This is a genomic window from Bacillus tequilensis KCTC 13622, from assembly GCF_000507145.1.
GTDB lineage: Bacteria > Bacillota > Bacilli > Bacillales > Bacillaceae > Bacillus > Bacillus tequilensis.
Window position 1 is genome coordinate 1 of the sequence record NZ_AYTO01000001.1, and the last position, 17,530, is coordinate 17,530.

General features: G+C 44.3%; 15 protein-coding genes and 1 pseudogene. 10 read left to right on the forward strand and 6 right to left on the reverse strand.

Annotated elements, in window-relative coordinates; translation table 11 throughout:
- The 4 genes and pseudogenes from V756_RS0100005 to V756_RS01000000121600 all read left to right on the forward strand — a co-directional run.
- Positions 1–1,338, forward strand: a 1,338-nt coding sequence (locus tag V756_RS0100005; protein ID WP_024712827.1) for a phospho-sugar mutase, incomplete at its 5' end; no start/stop codon positions are given.
- Between the two features lie 151 nt (positions 1,339–1,489).
- A complete protein-coding gene (locus V756_RS0100010; protein WP_024712828.1) occupies positions 1,490–2,632 on the forward strand; it encodes a GAF domain-containing sensor histidine kinase in 1,143 nt (380 codons plus the stop codon).
- The gene (locus V756_RS0100015; protein ID WP_024712829.1) at positions 2,629–3,276 is read left to right on the forward strand and encodes a response regulator; all 648 of its coding nucleotides are present in this window, start codon (positions 2,629–2,631) and stop codon (positions 3,274–3,276) included. The genes V756_RS0100010 and V756_RS0100015 overlap by 4 nt, the downstream gene beginning before the upstream one ends.
- Positions 3,273–3,745 (forward strand): annotated as a pseudogene (locus V756_RS01000000121600) (NADPH-dependent FMN reductase). The gene V756_RS0100015 and the pseudogene V756_RS01000000121600 overlap by 4 nt, the downstream one beginning before the upstream one ends.
- A 14-nt stretch (positions 3,746–3,759) precedes the next feature.
- Here the strand turns inward: V756_RS01000000121600 and V756_RS0100030 are convergent.
- Positions 3,760–4,002, reverse strand: a complete 243-nt coding sequence (locus V756_RS0100030; protein WP_003224139.1) for a YhdB family protein — start codon at positions 4,000–4,002, stop codon at positions 3,760–3,762.
- 203 nt (positions 4,003–4,205) lie between these two features.
- Here V756_RS0100030 and V756_RS0100035 point away from each other — a divergent pair, with 203 nt between their 5' ends.
- Positions 4,206–4,529: a YqzG/YhdC family protein gene (locus V756_RS0100035; RefSeq protein WP_024712830.1), complete on the forward strand. Its 324-nt coding sequence runs from the start codon at positions 4,206–4,208 to the stop codon at positions 4,527–4,529.
- Positions 4,530–4,572: 43 nt separating this feature from the next.
- Here V756_RS0100035 and lytF read toward each other — a convergent pair whose 3' ends face one another.
- The 3 genes from lytF to V756_RS0100050 form a co-directional block, all read right to left on the reverse strand.
- Positions 4,573–6,024, reverse strand: a complete 1,452-nt coding sequence (gene lytF, locus V756_RS0100040; protein WP_024712831.1) for a peptidoglycan endopeptidase LytF — start codon at positions 6,022–6,024, stop codon at positions 4,573–4,575.
- A 150-nt stretch (positions 6,025–6,174) separates the two neighbouring features.
- Positions 6,175–6,615, reverse strand: coding sequence for a nitric oxide-sensing transcriptional repressor NsrR (gene nsrR, locus V756_RS0100045; protein ID WP_024712832.1), 441 nt, complete (start codon positions 6,613–6,615; stop codon positions 6,175–6,177).
- Between the two features lie 111 nt (positions 6,616–6,726).
- Entirely contained in the window at positions 6,727–8,253 is a 1,527-nt protein-coding gene (locus V756_RS0100050; protein WP_024712833.1) for a mechanosensitive ion channel, read from the reverse strand.
- Positions 8,254–8,422: 169 nt separating this feature from the next.
- Here V756_RS0100050 and spoVR point away from each other — a divergent pair, with 169 nt between their 5' ends.
- On the forward strand, positions 8,423–9,829 hold the full coding sequence (spoVR, locus tag V756_RS0100055) for a stage V sporulation protein SpoVR (RefSeq protein WP_024712834.1): 1,407 nt from the start codon (positions 8,423–8,425) through the stop codon (positions 9,827–9,829).
- 29 nt (positions 9,830–9,858) lie between these two features.
- Here the strand turns inward: spoVR and phoA are convergent, their stop codons facing one another.
- Positions 9,859–11,235 (reverse strand): alkaline phosphatase PhoA, encoded by a 1,377-nt coding sequence (gene phoA, locus V756_RS0100060; RefSeq protein WP_024712835.1) that lies wholly within the window; start codon positions 11,233–11,235, stop codon positions 9,859–9,861.
- 486 nt (positions 11,236–11,721) lie between these two features.
- Here phoA and lytE point away from each other — a divergent pair, with 486 nt between their 5' ends.
- A complete protein-coding gene (gene lytE, locus V756_RS0100065; RefSeq protein ID WP_024712836.1) occupies positions 11,722–12,726 on the forward strand; it encodes a peptidoglycan endopeptidase LytE in 1,005 nt (334 codons plus the stop codon).
- Between the two features lie 70 nt (positions 12,727–12,796).
- Here the strand turns inward: lytE and citR are convergent, their stop codons facing one another.
- Positions 12,797–13,672: a transcriptional regulator CitR gene (gene citR, locus V756_RS0100070; protein WP_024712837.1), complete on the reverse strand. Its 876-nt coding sequence runs from the start codon at positions 13,670–13,672 to the stop codon at positions 12,797–12,799.
- 108 nt (positions 13,673–13,780) lie between these two features.
- On the opposite strand from citR, the gene citA reads away from it, so the two are divergent.
- From citA to bcaP, 3 genes are all read left to right on the forward strand, one after another.
- Positions 13,781–14,881 carry a citrate synthase CitA gene (citA, locus tag V756_RS0100075; RefSeq protein ID WP_024712838.1) on the forward strand — a complete coding sequence of 367 codons (1,101 nt, stop codon included), beginning with the start codon at positions 13,781–13,783 and terminating at the stop codon, positions 14,879–14,881.
- Between the two features lie 76 nt (positions 14,882–14,957).
- Positions 14,958–15,827 carry an SDR family oxidoreductase gene (locus V756_RS0100080; protein WP_024712839.1) on the forward strand — a complete coding sequence of 290 codons (870 nt, stop codon included), beginning with the start codon at positions 14,958–14,960 and terminating at the stop codon, positions 15,825–15,827.
- 246 nt (positions 15,828–16,073) lie between these two features.
- The gene (gene bcaP / locus V756_RS0100085; protein WP_024712840.1) at positions 16,074–17,471 is read left to right on the forward strand and encodes a branched-chain amino acid transporter BcaP; all 1,398 of its coding nucleotides are present in this window, start codon (positions 16,074–16,076) and stop codon (positions 17,469–17,471) included.
- Positions 17,472–17,530: the final 59 nt, after the last annotated feature.

A 17,530-nucleotide genomic window follows, 5' to 3' on the forward strand; every position in this document is an offset into this window, starting at 1 on the left:
GCCTATGGCGGGATTGTGGTGACAGCAAGCCATAATCCGCCAGAATATAACGGCTACAAAGTATACGGGAATGACGGCGGCCAGCTGCCTCCGAAGGAAGCGGACATCGTTATTAATCAGGTAAACGCGATTGAAAATGAGCTGACGATCACTGTCGACGATGAAAGCGCCTTAAGAGAAAAGGGCTTAATCAAGATCATCGGTGAAGACATTGATAAAGTCTATACAGAAAAACTGACGTCTATTTCCGTTCACCCTGAATTGTCGAAAGAAGTAGATGTGAATGTTGTGTTCACGCCGCTGCATGGAACCGCGAATAAGCCGGTCAGACGCGGTCTAGAAGCACTCGGCTACAAAAATGTAACGGTTGTTAAAGAACAGGAAATGCCAGATCCAGACTTCTCTACTGTTACCTCTCCCAACCCGGAAGAGCATGCAGCCTTCGAATATGCCATGAAATATGGGGAGGAGCAGAACGCAGATATTCTCATCGCCACAGACCCTGATGCTGACCGCCTCGGCATCGCGGTGAAAAACGATCAAGGCAAATACACAGTGCTGACAGGAAACCAAACCGGTGCGCTGCTGCTTCATTACTTGCTTTCTGAAAAGAAAAAACAAGGCATCCTGCCTGAAAACGGCGTTGTTCTCAAAACAATTGTCACAAGTGAAATCGGACGTGCGGTCGCTTCTTCATTCGGTCTTGATACGATTGATACGCTGACAGGCTTTAAGTTTATCGGCGAAAAGATTAAGGAATACGAGGCAACAGGCCAGTACACCTTCCAATTCGGTTATGAAGAAAGCTACGGTTATTTAATCGGGGATTTTGCCCGAGATAAGGACGCTATTCAGGCGGCGCTTTTGGCCGTTGAAGTTTGCGCTTTCTATAAAAAACAAGGAATGTCCTTATATGAAGCGCTCATCAAGCTCTTTAACGAATACGGATTTTATCGTGAAGGGCTGAAGTCCTTGACGCTGAAAGGAAAACAGGGGGCAGAACAGATCGAAGCGATCCTTGCTTCCTTCAGACAATCCCCGCCGCAAAAAATGGCCGGCAAACAGGTTGTGACAGCTGAAGATTACGCTGTAAGCAAACGGACGCTTCTGAAGGAAAACAAAGAAGAAGCGATCGACCTGCCCAAATCAAATGTACTGAAATACTTCCTGGAAGACGGATCTTGGTTCTGCCTCCGTCCTTCCGGAACTGAACCGAAGGTCAAATTCTATTTCGCTGTAAAAGGAACCTCTTTAGAAGACAGTGAAAAGCGTCTTGCCGCGCTTTCTGATGATGTGATGAAGACGGTAGACGACATTGTAGAGGCTACAGCCAAATAGTTCGAGCATAAGCCGGATCATTGTAAATGATCCGGCTTTTTTCTTTTTCTCATCCAAAAGTCTGAAAGAATATCAGTCCTCAAGCAAAGCTGTGAAATACAAAAAACTGGTATAATCTGAAATAACAAGATCATTTGCCGGAGTGAGGAACGTGAGCAAAACGAGGATGGAGAAATTAAAAACGCTGAAAACAATTGCGGAAATCTTAAATCAAGGACACGATATCAAAGCAACACTGGATGAGGTTTTAAAAGAATTGCTGAGTCTGACGAACCTTCAATCCGGATGGATTTTTCTGATCGAAGAAGACGGTTCCTATACGTTAGCGGCGGACGCTTACCTGCCTCCGGCTTTAATCCGCAAGGAAAAAGTGCTGATGTGCGAAGGGGAGTGCTACTGTCTGACAAAGTTTAATAACGGAGGGCTTAGAAGGGCAGCTAATATCATGAACTGCAAGCGCATAGAATCAGCTAAGGAACGGCACTGCTTTGACACAGAGGGGATTACACATCATGCAACTGTGCCTTTAGAAGACGGGGACAGGAGATTCGGATTGTTAAATGTTGCGGCGGCCGGAAAAACCATGTTTGATGAGGAAGAGCTGCATTTACTCGAGTCTGTCGCCTTTCAGATCGGAACGGCGATCCAGCGTATGAAGTTTTCTGAATATAAACAAAAAAATGCTCTTTTAATGGAGCGCAACCGCCTGGCCCAAGAGCTTCACGATTCTGTCAATCAAATGTTGTTTTCCGTCAGTTTAACAGCCAGAGCCGCAAAGACATTAACAAAAGATGAGAATTTGCAGCAGATGATTGATTTCATCCAAAACCTATCACAGGATGCGCTCGCAGAAATGAAGGCGTTAATTTGGCAGCTTCGGCCGGGAGGATTGGAAAAAGGGCTGTCTGAAGCCATTAAAAGCTATGGCGCGCTCATCGGCTTGAATGTTATTTTTACACAAAAAGGCTGTCCGCTTCTTACAGATGAACAGGAGCATATGCTGTGGCGCGTCGTACAAGAAGCTTTAAATAACACCAAAAAACATGCCGGAACGGATACGGCGTATGTCAGCTTGACTGCTTCTTCGCGCCATGCGGAACTGGATATCATCGATCATGGGGCAGGGTTTCGCTATGAAGCGCATGACGGGCTGCCTTCACTCGGCATCAAGGGTATGAAAGAACGGGCGGAAACAGCCGGCGCCGAGTTTTTGATCGAGTCAGAGCTTGGAGCGGGGACAAAGCTGTCCGTCAGGCTTCCGCTGACTAATCAGAATGGGAGGACAATGCAATGAAAATTGTTATTGCGGATGATCATCATGTTGTCAGAAAGGGGCTTCGTTTTTTCTTTGCTACCCAAGATGATATTGAAGTTGCCGGAGAGGCCGCAACAGGAACAGAAGCACTCCGTGTCATTGAAGAGACAAAGCCTGATCTTGTGCTGATGGATCTGTCTATGCCAGAAATGGACGGCATTCAAGCCATAAGAAAAGCAGTACAGCGATTTCCGGGAATCAATATCATTGTGCTGACGAGCTACTCCGATCAGGAGCACGTCATTCCCGCGCTTCAGGCGGGAGCGAAGGCGTATCAATTAAAGGATATGCAGCCCGAGGAATTGGTAAAAACACTAAGGCAAGTGCATGCCGGCGAATACATGCTGTCGTCAGCTATTATGCCCCATGTGCTGACACATATGAGAAATCAGCACGATCCGGAAAAAGAAAAATTTTATCAATTAACACGCAGGGAAAAGGACGTTCTGAATGAAATTGCCAACGGGAAAAGCAATAAAGAGATCGCGGCAGCTTTATTTGTTTCAGAAAAAACAGTGAAAACTCACGTGTCTAATCTTTTGGCAAAACTTGAAGTGGCCGACCGTACGCAAGCAGCGCTTTTCGCAGTGAAATATAACCTGAATGGAGAGATCAGGAAGTGAATATGTTAGTCATAAACGGCGCCTCCAGAAAACATGGAAACGCATCCTATATTTTCAGCGCTGTATCAGACAGATTTGATTGATCTAAGCGAGTTTATATTGCCGATTTTTAATGGGGAAGCGGAGTTTGCAGGTGCAGGAGCTTAAGCGGCGTGTCACGAGAGCGGATGCGATTGTCTTATGATCTCCTGATATCACAGCGGCATGAGCGGCGCTTTAAAAAATGCGCTGGATTTTCTAACAGCGAACAATTCAAATATAAGCCCGTGGCGTTATTGTCAGCGGCGGGCGGCGGTAAAGGCGCATTAGCACGCTGAACAATATGAGAACTGTGATGCAGGAATGTCATTCCGAAGCAGCCTGTGCTTGATCCGGAGCACACTGATGTTGAAAGTGCTGCCGTCCTATAATAAAAGAGCTTGTCGAAGAACTCAGCATGTTCACGAAAGCAGGAAATCCCGGCGTCTAAACGCCGGGATTTGTTTATGTGAGCAGGGCTAATTGGTCTTCATACGTCAGCTCTGTAGCATGATCAATATAACGGAGAAGAGAATACAGCATCTTTTCAAGAACGGCGTAATCCTGTTCAAAATGATACGCATGCAGAAAATGCTCGATGCGTTTTGATAACAAATCATCCTCTGTACGCACCATTAAAATCAATAAATTATCCCATTGGGAACGATGTGTGTAATACAGTGCTTTATCGTAATCGGCATAATCCATGAATCGCTTCTCCTTTCCTGTGTGAAGAAGTTCGTGATTAGTTTATGCTGCATCCTATATTATTGTCGGGGCAAAACTTGGCGTCTGCACAAGTACAAGGATAGCAATATGAGGGAGACATAAAATCAAAATGCCTGAATGAAGCCATCGCTTTTGGAAATCATATGAGGGAACATATTCTGGTTACAGGAGACTAAAAACACATGAAATCAATGCCGTATACCATTGCGCTTCTTTTTTGCGGCATGATCATTGTATCAATGGCTGCAAAAGGGCATTCAGCGGACACAAATGAGTCCGTTCAAAAGTGGGAACAGCTCGCCTGGAGCAAAATTCAGGATGAATATAAGGGCGCTGCATTTTCTGATTACGCTTATATGGGGCGTACCGAGGTAAATGATGAGCAGACGAAAGATGTCTTTCGGGTGACCGTCAGACAGAATGACAATATCTTTTCTGTTCGGGCCGAAGTCTATTTTCATCCGGTGACAAAGCATATGATCAGCATCAACGTCTTTAGGCTCTAAACAAAAAAACTGTACAGCCGCAAAGGCCATACAGTTTCTGTTTTTAGAAATAACGTTTTGCACCGAGATAGCGCTGTTTCCAGTAAGAGTTGTTCATATTGGAAATCACAACGCCGGAATCATTGGCATTAATGAATTGCCCGTTTCCAAGATAAATTCCGACGTGGGAAGGGCCTGCTTTATAGGTTGTAAAGAAAACGAAGTCACCGACAGCTGGCTGGCTGACCGATTTCATTGTGTTCCAATATCCGGCGGCTGTTAGTCTTGATACGGATGTGACTTTGTTCAGTGCATAGTACATAAAACCGCTGCAGTCAAATCCGTTCGGAGTCGTTCCACCCCAGCGATACGGAACTCCAAGCTGCTCCTTAGCGGCTGCGATCATTTTGTTAATTTTAGCGCTAGGTGAGCTGGACGTGCTTGTAGAACCGGATGAAGAAGAGCCTGAAGATAAAGCTTTTCCGGCAATGACCAGCTTTTGGCCAATCCGTAAGACATCCGTTTTTAAATTGTTTTTCTCCCGAATCTGCTGAGCTGTCACATTATACTTTTGAGCAATCACCCACAAGGAATCGCCGCTTTTCACCGTATATGTAGTCGTCGTGCCAGAGCTCGCATTTGACGAAGAAGACGATGATGAAGAAGAGCCTGAAGATGCTTTGCCTGTCAGCTTCAGCACTTGTCCGACGTACAGCATGTCTGATTTCAAATTGTTGCTGTTTCGGATTTGCTGTACGGTCAGGTTATAGCTGTTTGCAATTTTCCAAAGCGAATCGCCGCTTTTCACCTTGTATGTCGTTGTTGGTGAAGGTTTGTCCGAATGAGATTGAGTGTCTTTGGAAGACGTATCAGAACCAGTTGATTTTGTTTTTAACACTTGATTCACATAAATGGTGTCTGATTTTAAGTTGTTCAAGACCTTCAATTCAGCGACAGACATACTGACCTTGTTTGCAATTTTCCAAAGTGAATCTCCAAGCTGCACTTTATAGGTTCCGGCAGAAGATGAAGAGCTTGAGCTCTTATTGGAACTGCTTTTTTTACTGGAACTAGTGCTTGGACTAGAGCTGGAACTTGAGGAAACTGTACCGGACACCTTTAATTTCTGTCCCGCACGAATCATGTTGCTGCTTAGTCCGTTTACTTTTTTTAGTTCCTGCACCGTCATTTTAAACTCATTTGCGATCAGCCAAAGCGAATCGCCGCTTTTGACTGTGTAAACAGAACTTCCGCTCTTCTTCGTTGTTGAGCTTGAAGTAGATGAAGTGCCGGAATTGCTGCCCGGAATGGTCAGCGTCTGGCCGATCGACAGAACAGTAGATGACAGATGGTTGGCGGATGTGAGGGCCGCCACACTTGTGTTATAGGTTTGTGCCAGTTTCCATAAAGAATCTCCGCTTTTGACCTTAATCGTTGCTGCATCAGCTGGTGTCACTGCTAAAGTTGTACTGACAATCGCAGATGCTGTCAGCCCTGCTGCTAATTTCTTTTTCATCTGAGCTCTCCTTTTTCCCCCAATGATTTTGAATTTGCTGTTTCTTTTTTATATCGGCACGTTTGCTCCATCGTTTTGCCTTTTTTTTAAAACCGCCATATTATCTTAACAAAAATGGGGAAAAAGGGCATAAAAAAGAAGGAATCTTATCTATTCCTTCATTCTTAAAAGCTTCATGATGTCTTCTTTGTTTTTGACAAGGTCGCGCAGTGTGTAGTTGTCCAAAACTGCAAGATAGGCCATAAGCGCTTCATTAAGCACATGTTTTAAGCCGCACACTGGAGAAATAACACAGAGATTCTTGTTCGCGTCAAAACATTCAACAATATTAAAATCGTCTTCCGTTTTTCTGACAACCTCACCGATGTTGATGTCTTCAGGGGCCTTGCCTAAGCGTATACCGCCGCCTCGTCCGCGGATCGTTTCTATATAGCCGAGCTGGCCAAGCCTGTATATGACTTTCATGAGATGATTTTTGGAAATAGAATACGTTTCGGCAATCTGTTTTATGTTTGAAAGTTCTCCGGGACGTACTGCAGCCAGAAAAATCAATACTCTTAATGAATAATCTGTGTAATTTGTTAACTTCATAATAAGACCTCAAAATAAGACATTTTCTATATCATATCATAATCGATTGAAAAATGAAAAAAAAGGAATTAGTTGAAAAAACGTGCACCCTGCAGGGTGCACGTTTTTTGTTTACATGTTATTCGGCGGGTTTTGGTTTTTACGGTTTTTATCACTTTCGGTGTTTTGCATTTTGCGTTCAAATCTAGACAGATAACGTGATGCAAAATCTTTTCCGCCAAGACCGAAGGATAAACCGAAAGCAAGTGCGAAGCCGCTTAGCACAATGATGAATGCGGAATTAACGATTGTGGCAGCGACACCAAGCTGGTCTAGGGCCATAAAGAACGCAAGTGCGATAACCGTATATTTAGCAATGGCGGCTAAAGACTTGAATTCCTGGCCTTTGATGATGCTTGCGAGCACTTTTCGCACCAATTCCCCCGCATAAAGGCCGATGCCGAGAATGAATACAGCGACAAGGACATTCGGCAGATACGCGATGATGCCGGTCGCAATCTCTACGAGGAAGTGAAGCTGAACAATTTGCAGCGCCTCGGCTGTAAACAGCAGGATGACGATGATTTGGGCAATCATACCGACAACTTGAGACAAGGACAGCTTGGCGGGCGTTCCGGCTCCCATGCCCATTTTCCCTAAAGCAGAATCAAAGCCTGCGCGGTGGAGCAGCCCGGACACCATGGTGTTTATCCATTTTCCTGCCCACAGACCCGCTAAAACTAGCACGATGGCAATGATGATATTCGGAAGCATGTTTAAAATGGTATTCAGCATGGAGACAGCCGGTTTCGAAATGCCGGCGACATCAAGCTGGTCAAGCGCTGAAATGACAACCGGTATTAAAATCAGCACATAGGCGATTGTTCCGATAACTGCTGAAAGGCTTGTATCTTTTAAGTAAATAGATAAACCCATACGTGCGGCGAATCGTTCCGTGCCGATGCTTGCAAGGAAATTCGTAATAATGTCACGTACGAGGCGAGCCACAAGCCAGCCGATTAAAACGATAAGCGCGGCGGCAAATAATTTCGGCAGAAAAGCGAGCACGCTTTCCATCATGTTTGTAAACGGCCCTGAAATGCCGCTAATTTTCAAAGAAGATAAGACCCCTGGCAGAAACACAAGCAGCACGAGATAAAAGACAATTTTTGAAGCGGCATTGACTGCCTGATGAATATCTTTTCCTTCAGACACCAAATTCCACTTGCGCAGTTTGTCACTCGTGTTCAGCTTCATCCCGATTTTTTTGACAAGGAAGCTTAATACAGAGGCAGCAGCCCATCCTAACAGCAGAATGAGTCCGGCCTTCAGCACACTTGGGATAGCGGCTGTAATGGCGGAAAGCATGCTGACAAACGGTGATGCCACTGTTGTCAGGTGCAAAATGTTAAAGAATAAAATAAAGACGATAATCAATGCGATAAAATAAACAACCTTGCTTATGACTTTTTCCGAGGAATAGCGTGATGGCTTTTTCCCAGCAAAAAGTTTATCGTCAAATTTTGTTTTTTTGAGCCCTTTGTACACCGCTTTTTCAATGATTTTAGCGATAGCCCATCCGATTAATAAGACGAGTAAAGCAATGATTACATTTGGCAGTCTACTGAGATAAGAGGAAAACATGTCTGCTACATTCAATTGGTATCGCTCCTTTTTTCGTAATATGGTGTGTTTTTACCCATTAATTTAATTGGTAAACGGCTAAATGTGCCGGGGAATTTTTTTGCTGCTCAAGTGAGGCTATCATCTTTTGTCAAGCGGGTTCATACATTATAGATAAGGATAAGTCCAAGTAGGGGGGATTCGGTTGAACGCGGAGGAGAAGAAGGAATTACAGCGGGCAATTGAGGAAATTACCGAAATTGCAAAAGGCTTCGGCCTTGATTTCTACCCGATGAGATATGAAATCTGCCCGGCTGAAATTATCTATACATTCGGAGCGTACGGGATGCCGACAAGATTCAGCCACTGGAGCTTCGGCAAGCAGTTTCACAAAATGAAGCTGCATTATGATCTTGGATTAAGCAAGATTTATGAGCTGGTTATTAACTCAGATCCATGCTACGCTTTTTTGCTGGACAGCAACGCACTCATCCAAAATAAATTGATTGTCGCTCACGTTCTCGCCCATTGTGATTTCTTCAAAAACAACTGCCGATTCCAAAACACGAAGCGCGATATGGTGGAAAGCATGGCGGCAACGGCCGAACGGATCAAGCACTATGAACAGGTTCACGGGATAAAGGAAGTAGAGGCTTTTTTAGATGCCATTCTGTCGATTCAGGAGCATATCGATCCGTCCTTGGTCCGTCCGAAGCTCTTATGGAGTGTGGATGATGAGGAAGAGGAAATGGAAGAAGGAGCGACGCCGTACGATGATCTATGGTCTTTGGATGAGAAGAAACCGAAAAAACAAGTGAAAAAATCGAAAAAACCTTTCCCGCCGCGTCCGGAAAAAGATATTCTGCTTTTTATTGAGGAGCATTCCCGGGAGCTGGAGCCATGGCAGCGTGATATTTTAACGATGATGAGAGAGGAAATGCTGTATTTTTGGCCCCAGCTTGAAACAAAGATTATGAATGAGGGCTGGGCTTCGTATTGGCACCAGCGAATTATACGTGAGCTTGATTTAACCTCTGATGAAGCGATAGAGTTCGCCAAGCTGAATGCAGGTGTCGTTCAGCCGTCTAAAACAGGCATCAACCCTTATTATTTAGGGCTGAAAATATTTGAAGACATTGAAGAGCGGTACAACAATCCGACGGAAGAAATGAAGAAAATGGGCGTTCAGCCTGATTCGGGCCGGGAGAAGATGTTTGAGGTCAGGGAAATTGAATCCGATATTTCGTTCATCCGCAATTATTTAACAAAAGACTTAGTCATGCGCGAGGATCTTTATTTGTTTCAAAAGCAGGGCAGAGATTATAAAATCGTCGATAAAGAATGGAAGTCGGTGCGCGACCAGCTCGTGAGCATGCGGGTAAACGGGGGATTTCCGTATTTGACGGTAAACGACGGCGACTATATGAAAAATAACGAGCTCTATATTAAGCATTGGTATGAAGGCATAGAGCTGGATTTGAAATATTTAGAGAAAGTGCTTCCTTATTTATTCCAGCTTTGGGGGAGAAGCGTGCACATCGAGTCTGTGCTTGAGGATAAAGAAGTTATGTTTTCGTACGATGGAAATGGTGTTCACCGCAGATATCTATAAAAAAGAGGATGCAGCGTTCTGCATCCTTCTTATTTTCCAGTTTTTAAAATCTTAAAGATGATGTGTGCATGATCGGTATTGTTAATCAGTCCGCGAAATTTCTCTTTTCCGGGGCCATACGCGTATAACGGCACTTCTTCACCGGTATGATCGGTACTTGTCCAGCCGCTGTTAGATCGTGTGTTGAAAATCTTGATGATGGCTTTGTAGGCGCCTTTGCTTTTGTCAGCTTGCCCGGCGGTTTGAACACTTTTGATTTCTTCGGATGTAAATGTCAGATCTGTATACCGTGTGAGCACATCTTTGACCGGTTTGCCTTCACTGATTTTCTTGGCCATGAATTCAGGTGTTTTTTTTGCTGCGAGAATCGGCTCCGGGTGCCAATTTTTTTCGCCGTTTGCGCCAATGGTGAATCCGCCGGTTGTATGGTCAGCATTTGCAATGACAAGCGTATGTTTATCTTTCTTCGCAAAATCAATCGCGGCTTTGTAGGCCTGTTCAAAATCTTTAACTTCGCTCATGGCCCCTATTGTATCATTATCGTGGGCCGCCCAGTCTATTTGGCTGCCCTCCACCATCAAGAAAAAACCTTTTTTATTTTGATTCAGGCGGTCAATGGCCGAAACCGTCATGTCTTTGAGAGATGGTGTTTTGCTGTCTCGGTCGAGCGCTTTAGCCAGCCCTCCGTCTGCGAAAAGCCCAAGCACCTGCTGATCGTTATTTTTCTTCAGTGCCTGTTTCGTTGTTACATAGCTGTAGCCGGCTTGTTTGAATTCCTTTGTTACATTTCTGTCCTTGCGGTTAAAATACGATTTACCGCCCCCAAGCAAAACGTCTATTTTTTGTTTGCCTTTTATTTTGTCATCGATATAGCTGTTGGCGATTTGGTCCATGTTTTTCCGTGATTCATTGTGGGCGCCGTAAGCGGCTGGAGTGGCATGGTTAATTTCGGATGTTGCGACAAGCCCTGTTGATTTGCCTTGCTGTTTGGCCTCTTCCAGTACCGATTTTACTTTTTTTCTGTTCTTATCGACGCCAATTGCATTGTTATATGTCTTGACGCCTGTCGCTAATGCTGTTCCAGCGGCTGCTGAATCTGTAATATTATGATCAGGGTCATCCGGGTGCGTCATCATCATGCCTGTCAGGTTCGGGTCAAATTCAGTTAATGTCGGGTTATTCGGTGTTTCTCCGTTATTTTTCATGGAACGATAGGCGTTTATGTAAGGTGTCCCCATGCCGTCGCCGATCATCACAATGACATTTTTGATTTCGGTCTTGTCTTGTTTTGTAGCGCCTGCCTTTTTGGTAGGCTGCAGCTCGGCTCCGGCAAAGATTCCTGCTGTAAGGACAGTAACAGCGGCGATAGGCAAAAGTTTTGTTTTCATATTTTGAAACAAATTCATTTTGCATGCCTCCTTTATGTAGTCTGTTTAACATGTTAGGGGAATGTTGTTACATACGGCTGTTTCGTTATCTTGCCTTATTTGATGGAAAGCATTCATTTTTTAGAAAAATCTTTGCCTCTTGAGCCCGTGCATGATATGTTTGTTTAAATAAAAAAACTGCGGATCACCGCAGCTTCCTCGACTATTCTTTTTCGCACGTTCTTCCGATAAATGAGTTAACCCCCGAAGGTTTTCCGTTTATTCCCTTTATGTTGAAAAACCTCCCATAAAACATGACAAAAGCACGTGTTTTTTGTCACCTTTGAAACGAAAATGAAATATTTAATACCCTTAAAAACTTTTTTTAAGAACGAATAATTAAGAAATTTGTCACATGAAGTCAAGACTGTTTCTGTTGGGAATCTATCCTTATAATAGAAAACAATAAGATTAATTTAAAAAAAGAGAGACATATAGATAGATTTACTATTTGGGGAGGAAAATATGAAAAAGCAAATCATTACAGCTACGACAGCAGTTGTTTTAGGTTCGACATTATTTGCAGGAGCGGCATCTGCACAAAGCATCAAGGTGAAAAAAGGCGACACGTTATGGGATCTTTCAAGAAAATACCACACAACAATCGGCAAAATTAAATCGGAAAACCATCTTCGTTCTGACATCATTTTTGTGGGGCAAACTTTATCGATTAACGGCAAATCTGCAAGCTCAAAAAGCAGCAGTTCTTCATCCTCTTCTACATACAAAGTAAAGAGCGGGGACAGCCTGTCTAAAATCGCAAAACAATACGGCACGACAGTTAGTGAACTGAAAAAGCTGAATGGCTTAAAATCAGATTTGATCCGCATTGGACAAGTTCTGAAACTGAAAGGGTCAACAAGCTCAACAAGCTCTAGCTCATCAAAGGTATCAACGTCTTCAGCTTCTACTTATAAAGTGAAGAGCGGAGACAGCCTTTCTAAAATTGCGAGCAAATACGGCACGACAGTCAGCAAATTAAAAAGCTTAAACGGTTTAAAATCAGATGTCATCTATGTCAACCAAGTGTTGAAAGTAAAAGGAACAAGCACAAGCTCCAAAACGGTTTCTTCCAGACCTTCATCGTCTTCAAGCAGCAAAACATCTGCTACATCACTTAATGTGAGCAAGCTTGTTTCTGATGCAAAAGCGTTAATCGGAACGCCGTACAAATGGGGCGGAACGACAACTTCCGGCTTTGACTGCAGCGGATTCATCTGGTATGTACTGAATAAACAAACAAGTGCGGGCAGAACAAGCACTGCTGGTTACTGGAGTTCTATGAAGAGCATTTCCAGCCCGTCTGTCGGTGATTTTGTCTTCTTCACAACATATAAATCCGGCCCTTCTCACATGGGGATTTATGTCGGAAACAACAGTTTCGTTCATGCGGGATCTGACGGCGTGCAAATCAGCAGCCTGAACAACAGCTACTGGAAGCCTCGTTACCTCGGTGCGAAAAGATTCTAATATGAGAAGGAAACCCGTTCATTGGAACGGGTTTTTTTCATTAGACGGAGCACATCCGTTTTGGTTGCTCCTAAAAATGAAAATGTGATAAAAAATCCAAAAATTTCTTTTCTTTCTTATTTTCATAAAGGGCAATTGCGTAAGCGCCGGCATAGGGCAGCTGTACAGACTGATAAGGGATCCTGATCATCTGTTTCTCTGCTAATTCACGCTTTACTGTAGATAAAGGCAAAAATGAAACGCCCAGCCCTTCCTTGATAAACCGTTTCGTTATATGTGTTTGAGTGACCTTCATTGTTCTCACAAATGGAAATGTCACTCTGACTTGACGGAGCAAGTCGTCCCAGTAATCAGGATGATTGTGGGTCAAAAGCAGGTATTGCTCCAGCACCTCTTTGGCATCAATTTCTTTGTTTTCTATGAGACGCTGATCGGGCGGAGCGACAAGGACAACAGGATCTTTATATAAGCAGTGACAGGTTAAAGAGGAGGACTGTACCTTTAAACAGCTCAGTCCGATATCCGCTTCCCCGGCTTTAATCAGCGAGGCGATTTCCGCCGATTCAAAAATCGTTACTGCCATTTCCGTTTCTGTATTTATTGCTGTGTATCGTTTCATGACGGAAGGAAGTACAGTATCTGCGATTAGCGGGGAAACCGCGAGCTGTAAGGTTTGAGAGTAGCCTTGTCTCACTCTGTGAAGCTCTGCCATGCTGTTTTCGTAATCGTCAAGAAGCCTGAGCGCATACGGCAAATAAGCCCTGCCTTCATCAGTCAGCTGAATCTGCCTGCCTTTCCGCTCGAACAGCTTGCAGCTGATTTCTTTTTCCAATTGCTTAATATGCACGGTCACAGTAGGCTGAGATAAAAAAAGCGTTTCCGCTGTTTTTCGGAAGTTTTCATATTTTGCAGCGGTCACAAAGGTGTGAAGCCATTTGAAATCCATTTCGATTCTCCCTCTGATTAATAATTTTAATTAATTCCCTTTAAAATATTCAATATTTTTTAAATATTATATTTACTATAATAACAGAAAAGGATAGGGGGAATACAAATGGTACATTACGGATTAAAGGGAATTACTTGTGTAGAAACAGCCATCAGCCATATTGACGGCGAAAAGGGCCGTCTGATTTACAGAGGCCATCATGCAAAAGACATCGCGCTGAATCACAGCTTTGAAGAAGCCGCTTATTTGATCTTATTTGGAAAACTGCCTTCATCTGAAGAATTATGGACGTTTGAAGGGAAGCTCGCTGCAGAACGGCATCTGCCGGAACACATTGAGCGTTTGATTCAGTCATTGCCAAACAACATGGACGACATGTCGGTGCTGAGAACGGTTGTTTCAGCATTGGGGGAAAATGCTTACACGTTCTATCCGAAAACAGAAGAAGCGATTCGGATGATTGCAATCACGCCTTCCATTATCGCGTACAGAAAAAGATGGGCGCGCGGTGAACAAGCCATTTCGCCATCTTCCCAGTACGGACATGTCGAAAACTACTATTATATGCTCACAGGTGAACAGCCTTCAGAGGCGAAGAAGAAAGCGCTTGAAACTTATATGATTCTTGCCATGGAGCACGGTATGAACGCCTCCACTTTTTCGGCACGGGTCACATTATCTACAGAAAGTGATTTAGTGTCAGCCGTTACTGCCGCTCTGGGCACGATGAAAGGCCCGCTGCACGGAGGCGCTCCTTCTGCGGTGACAAAAATGCTTGAAGATATTGGAGAAAAAGATAAGGCTGAAGCATATTTGAAAGATAAACTCGAAAAAGGAGAACGCCTGATGGGATTCGGCCACAGGGTGTATAAGACGAAGGATCCGCGGGCTGAAGCCTTGAGGCAGAAAGCAGAAGAGGTGGCCGGCAATGACCGTGATCTTGATCTTGCACTGCATGTAGAAGCAGAAGCAATTCGTTTGCTTGAAATCTACAAACCGGGACGCAAGCTGTATACAAATGTTGAATTTTATGCGGCGGCTGTCATGAAGGCGATCGATTTTGACGATGAATTGTTTACACCGACCTTTTCAGCAAGCCGAATGGTAGGATGGTGCGCCCATGTGCTGGAACAGGCAGAAAACAATATGATTTTCCGTCCATCAGCGAAATATACAGGTGCCATTCCTGAAGAAGTTCTTTCATAACACACTTTGTCGTTTATTCGCTTCTATGGCGTGGTAACGTTCAATATCAACCACATGTCTAGGAGTGATGATGAATATGAACCCAATGGACAGACAAACAGAAGGGCAAGAGCCGCAGCATCAGGACAGACAGCCGGGCATTGAATCAGAAATGAATCCGCTGCCTCTGTCTGAGGACGGGGATTATCAAGGAAGCGGAAAACTGAAAGGAAAAGCCGCGATCGTTACGGGTGGCGACAGCGGAATTGGAAGAGCCGCAGCGATTGCGTTTGCTAAGGAAGGGGCAGATGTGGCCATTCTTTACTTAGATGAGCATTCGGACGCAGAGGAAACGCGTAAACGAATCGAAAAGGAAAATGTCCGCTGCCTGCTGATTCCGGGAGATGTCGGGGATGAGAACCATTGTGCACAAGCTGTGCAGCAAACAGTTGACAATTTTGGCAAACTTGATATCTTGGTGAACAATGCCGCTGAACAGCATCCGCAGGACAGTATTCTCAATATCTCAACAGAACAGCTGGAAAAAACATTTCGCACAAACATTTTTTCCATGTTTCATATGACGAAGAAAGCGTTGCCCCACCTGACAGAGGGGAGTGCCATTATTAATACAACATCGATTACCGCTTATGAAGGGGATACGGCGTTAATTGATTATTCCAGCACAAAGGGTGCGATTGTTTCCTTTACGCGATCCATGGCGATGTCCCTTGCGGATAAAGGCATCAGAGTGAATGCGGTGGCGCCTGGCCCGATTTGGACACCGCTTATTCCGGCAACATTCCCTGAGGAAAAAGTGAAGCAGCATGGCTTGGATACCCCAATGGGAAGAGCGGGACAGCCGGTTGAGCATGCGGGCGCCTATGTCCTGCTGGCGTCTGACGAGGCTTCCTATATGACAGGGCAGACCGTTCACGTAAATGGCGGCCGTTTTGTTTCAACTTAATGAACGAAAAAACCAGCGATGGCTGGTTTTTTTATGCTGGAAGATATTTTAAAATAAAAAAATTATCGACTTTTCTAAAAATTTTGTTTTCTTTTTTGTGATTTTATATATAATATTGAGTAGGAGAAAGGAATGATTCGCTACCGGTACAAATAGAGCAGAAAAAAGAAAAATGACCATTGTCGCTATTGAATTCAGAAAATTCAAATAAAATATAAATAAATAGATTCTAGGAGTTGAAGGGGAATGAAAGGGAGCGTATTTAGGAAGAAAAGCATTCAAGATTTACTCGCTGCGACGAGCGGTGAAAAATCTTTAAAAAGAGAACTAGGGGCATTCGACTTAACGTTGCTTGGAATCGGAGCCATTATTGGCACAGGGATTTTTGTACTGACAGGAACAGGTGCAGTCACGGCTGGTCCGGGATTGACCATTTCATTTGTTGTGGCCGCGCTGGCTTGTTTATTCGCTGCCTTGTCTTACGCAGAATTTGCTTCAAGTGTGCCTGTTTCAGGTTCAGTATATACATTCACTTATGCGACATTGGGAGAGCTTCTGGCTTTCATTATCGGATGGGATTTAATTTTAGAATACATGCTGGCGGTAAGCGCGGTGTCAGTCGGCTGGTCTGGTTATTTCCAATCATTTTTATCAGGGCTCGGCATTCATCTTCCTGTTGCGTTAACAGCGGCACCTGGGGCGGTGAAAGGTACATTCACCATTTTTAATCTTCCTGCATTTGTCATTGTCATGGCGATAACGTTTTTGCTTTATTTAGGCATTAAAGAATCAAAAAGAGTCAACAACATCATGGTTATCTTAAAAGTGCTGGTTGTTCTGCTATTTATCGCGGTGGCAGCCGTTTACGTAAAGCCGCACAATTGGCAGCCGTTTATGCCGATGGGCTTTGGCGGCGTATTCAGCGCAGCGGCGCTCGTGTTCTTTGCTTTTATCGGATTTGACGCTGTATCCTCTGCTGCTGAAGAGACAAAAAATCCTGCGAAGGATCTGCCTAAAGGCATTATTTTTTCTTTATTGGCTTGCACGATTTTATATGTCATCGTATCAGCAATCATGACAGGGGTTATCCCGTTTGCTCAGTTTGCGGGGGTGGATCATCCGGTTTCTCTCGTGCTTCAAAGCGCCGGGCAAAACTGGGTGGCAGGCATCATTGATATTGGCGCCGTTTTGGGAATGACAACAGTTATGCTCGTCATGCTTTACGGACAGACACGCGTCATGTTTGCCATGTCGCGTGATGGACTGGTGCCGGGTTCACTTTCTAAGGTGCATCCGAAGCACAAAACACCTTATGTCGCCACTTGGTTTTTCGGAACGCTGTCGGCGCTTCTCGGCTCACTTGTCCCATTAGATGAACTTGCTAAGCTTGTGAACATCGGAACGCTGTCAGCGTTTGTGCTGATTTCTGTCGCCGTTATCGTGTTGAGAAAGAAACAGCCGGATCTTCCGAGAGCCTTTAAATGCCCGGGGGTCCCAGTTATCCCAGGCCTGGCGATCCTGTTCTGCCTGTTCTTAATTTTAAATCTTGGCTGGGTGACGATTGTCCGTTTCTTTGTCTGGCTGCTAATCGGCTTAGTGATCTATTTCTTGTACTCAAGAAAGCATTCAAAATTAAATCAATAACCTTTCGATGAAGAGAGCGGCCATTCAGGCCGCTCTCTTTTATATTCTTGATCATGAAT

Coding starts and splice junctions, on each gene's coding strand:
- V756_RS0100030 (WP_003224139.1), bottom strand. CDS start 4,002: ATGGATTATGCCGATTACGATAAAGCACTGTATTACACACATCGTTCC.
- lytF (WP_024712831.1), bottom strand. CDS start 6,024: ATGAAAAAGAAATTAGCAGCAGGGCTGACAGCATCTGCGATTGTCAGT.
- nsrR (WP_024712832.1), bottom strand. CDS start 6,615: ATGAAGTTAACAAATTACACAGATTATTCATTAAGAGTATTGATTTTT.
- bcaP (WP_024712840.1), top strand. CDS start 16,074: ATGAAAGGGAGCGTATTTAGGAAGAAAAGCATTCAAGATTTACTCGCT.
- lytE (WP_024712836.1), top strand. CDS start 11,722: ATGAAAAAGCAAATCATTACAGCTACGACAGCAGTTGTTTTAGGTTCG.
- V756_RS0100015 (WP_024712829.1), top strand. CDS start 2,629: ATGAAAATTGTTATTGCGGATGATCATCATGTTGTCAGAAAGGGGCTT.
- citA (WP_024712838.1), top strand. CDS start 13,781: ATGGTACATTACGGATTAAAGGGAATTACTTGTGTAGAAACAGCCATC.
- V756_RS0100035 (WP_024712830.1), top strand. CDS start 4,206: ATGAAATCAATGCCGTATACCATTGCGCTTCTTTTTTGCGGCATGATC.
- V756_RS0100080 (WP_024712839.1), top strand. CDS start 14,958: ATGAACCCAATGGACAGACAAACAGAAGGGCAAGAGCCGCAGCATCAG.
- phoA (WP_024712835.1), bottom strand. CDS start 11,235: ATGAATTTGTTTCAAAATATGAAAACAAAACTTTTGCCTATCGCCGCT.
- citR (WP_024712837.1), bottom strand. CDS start 13,672: ATGGATTTCAAATGGCTTCACACCTTTGTGACCGCTGCAAAATATGAA.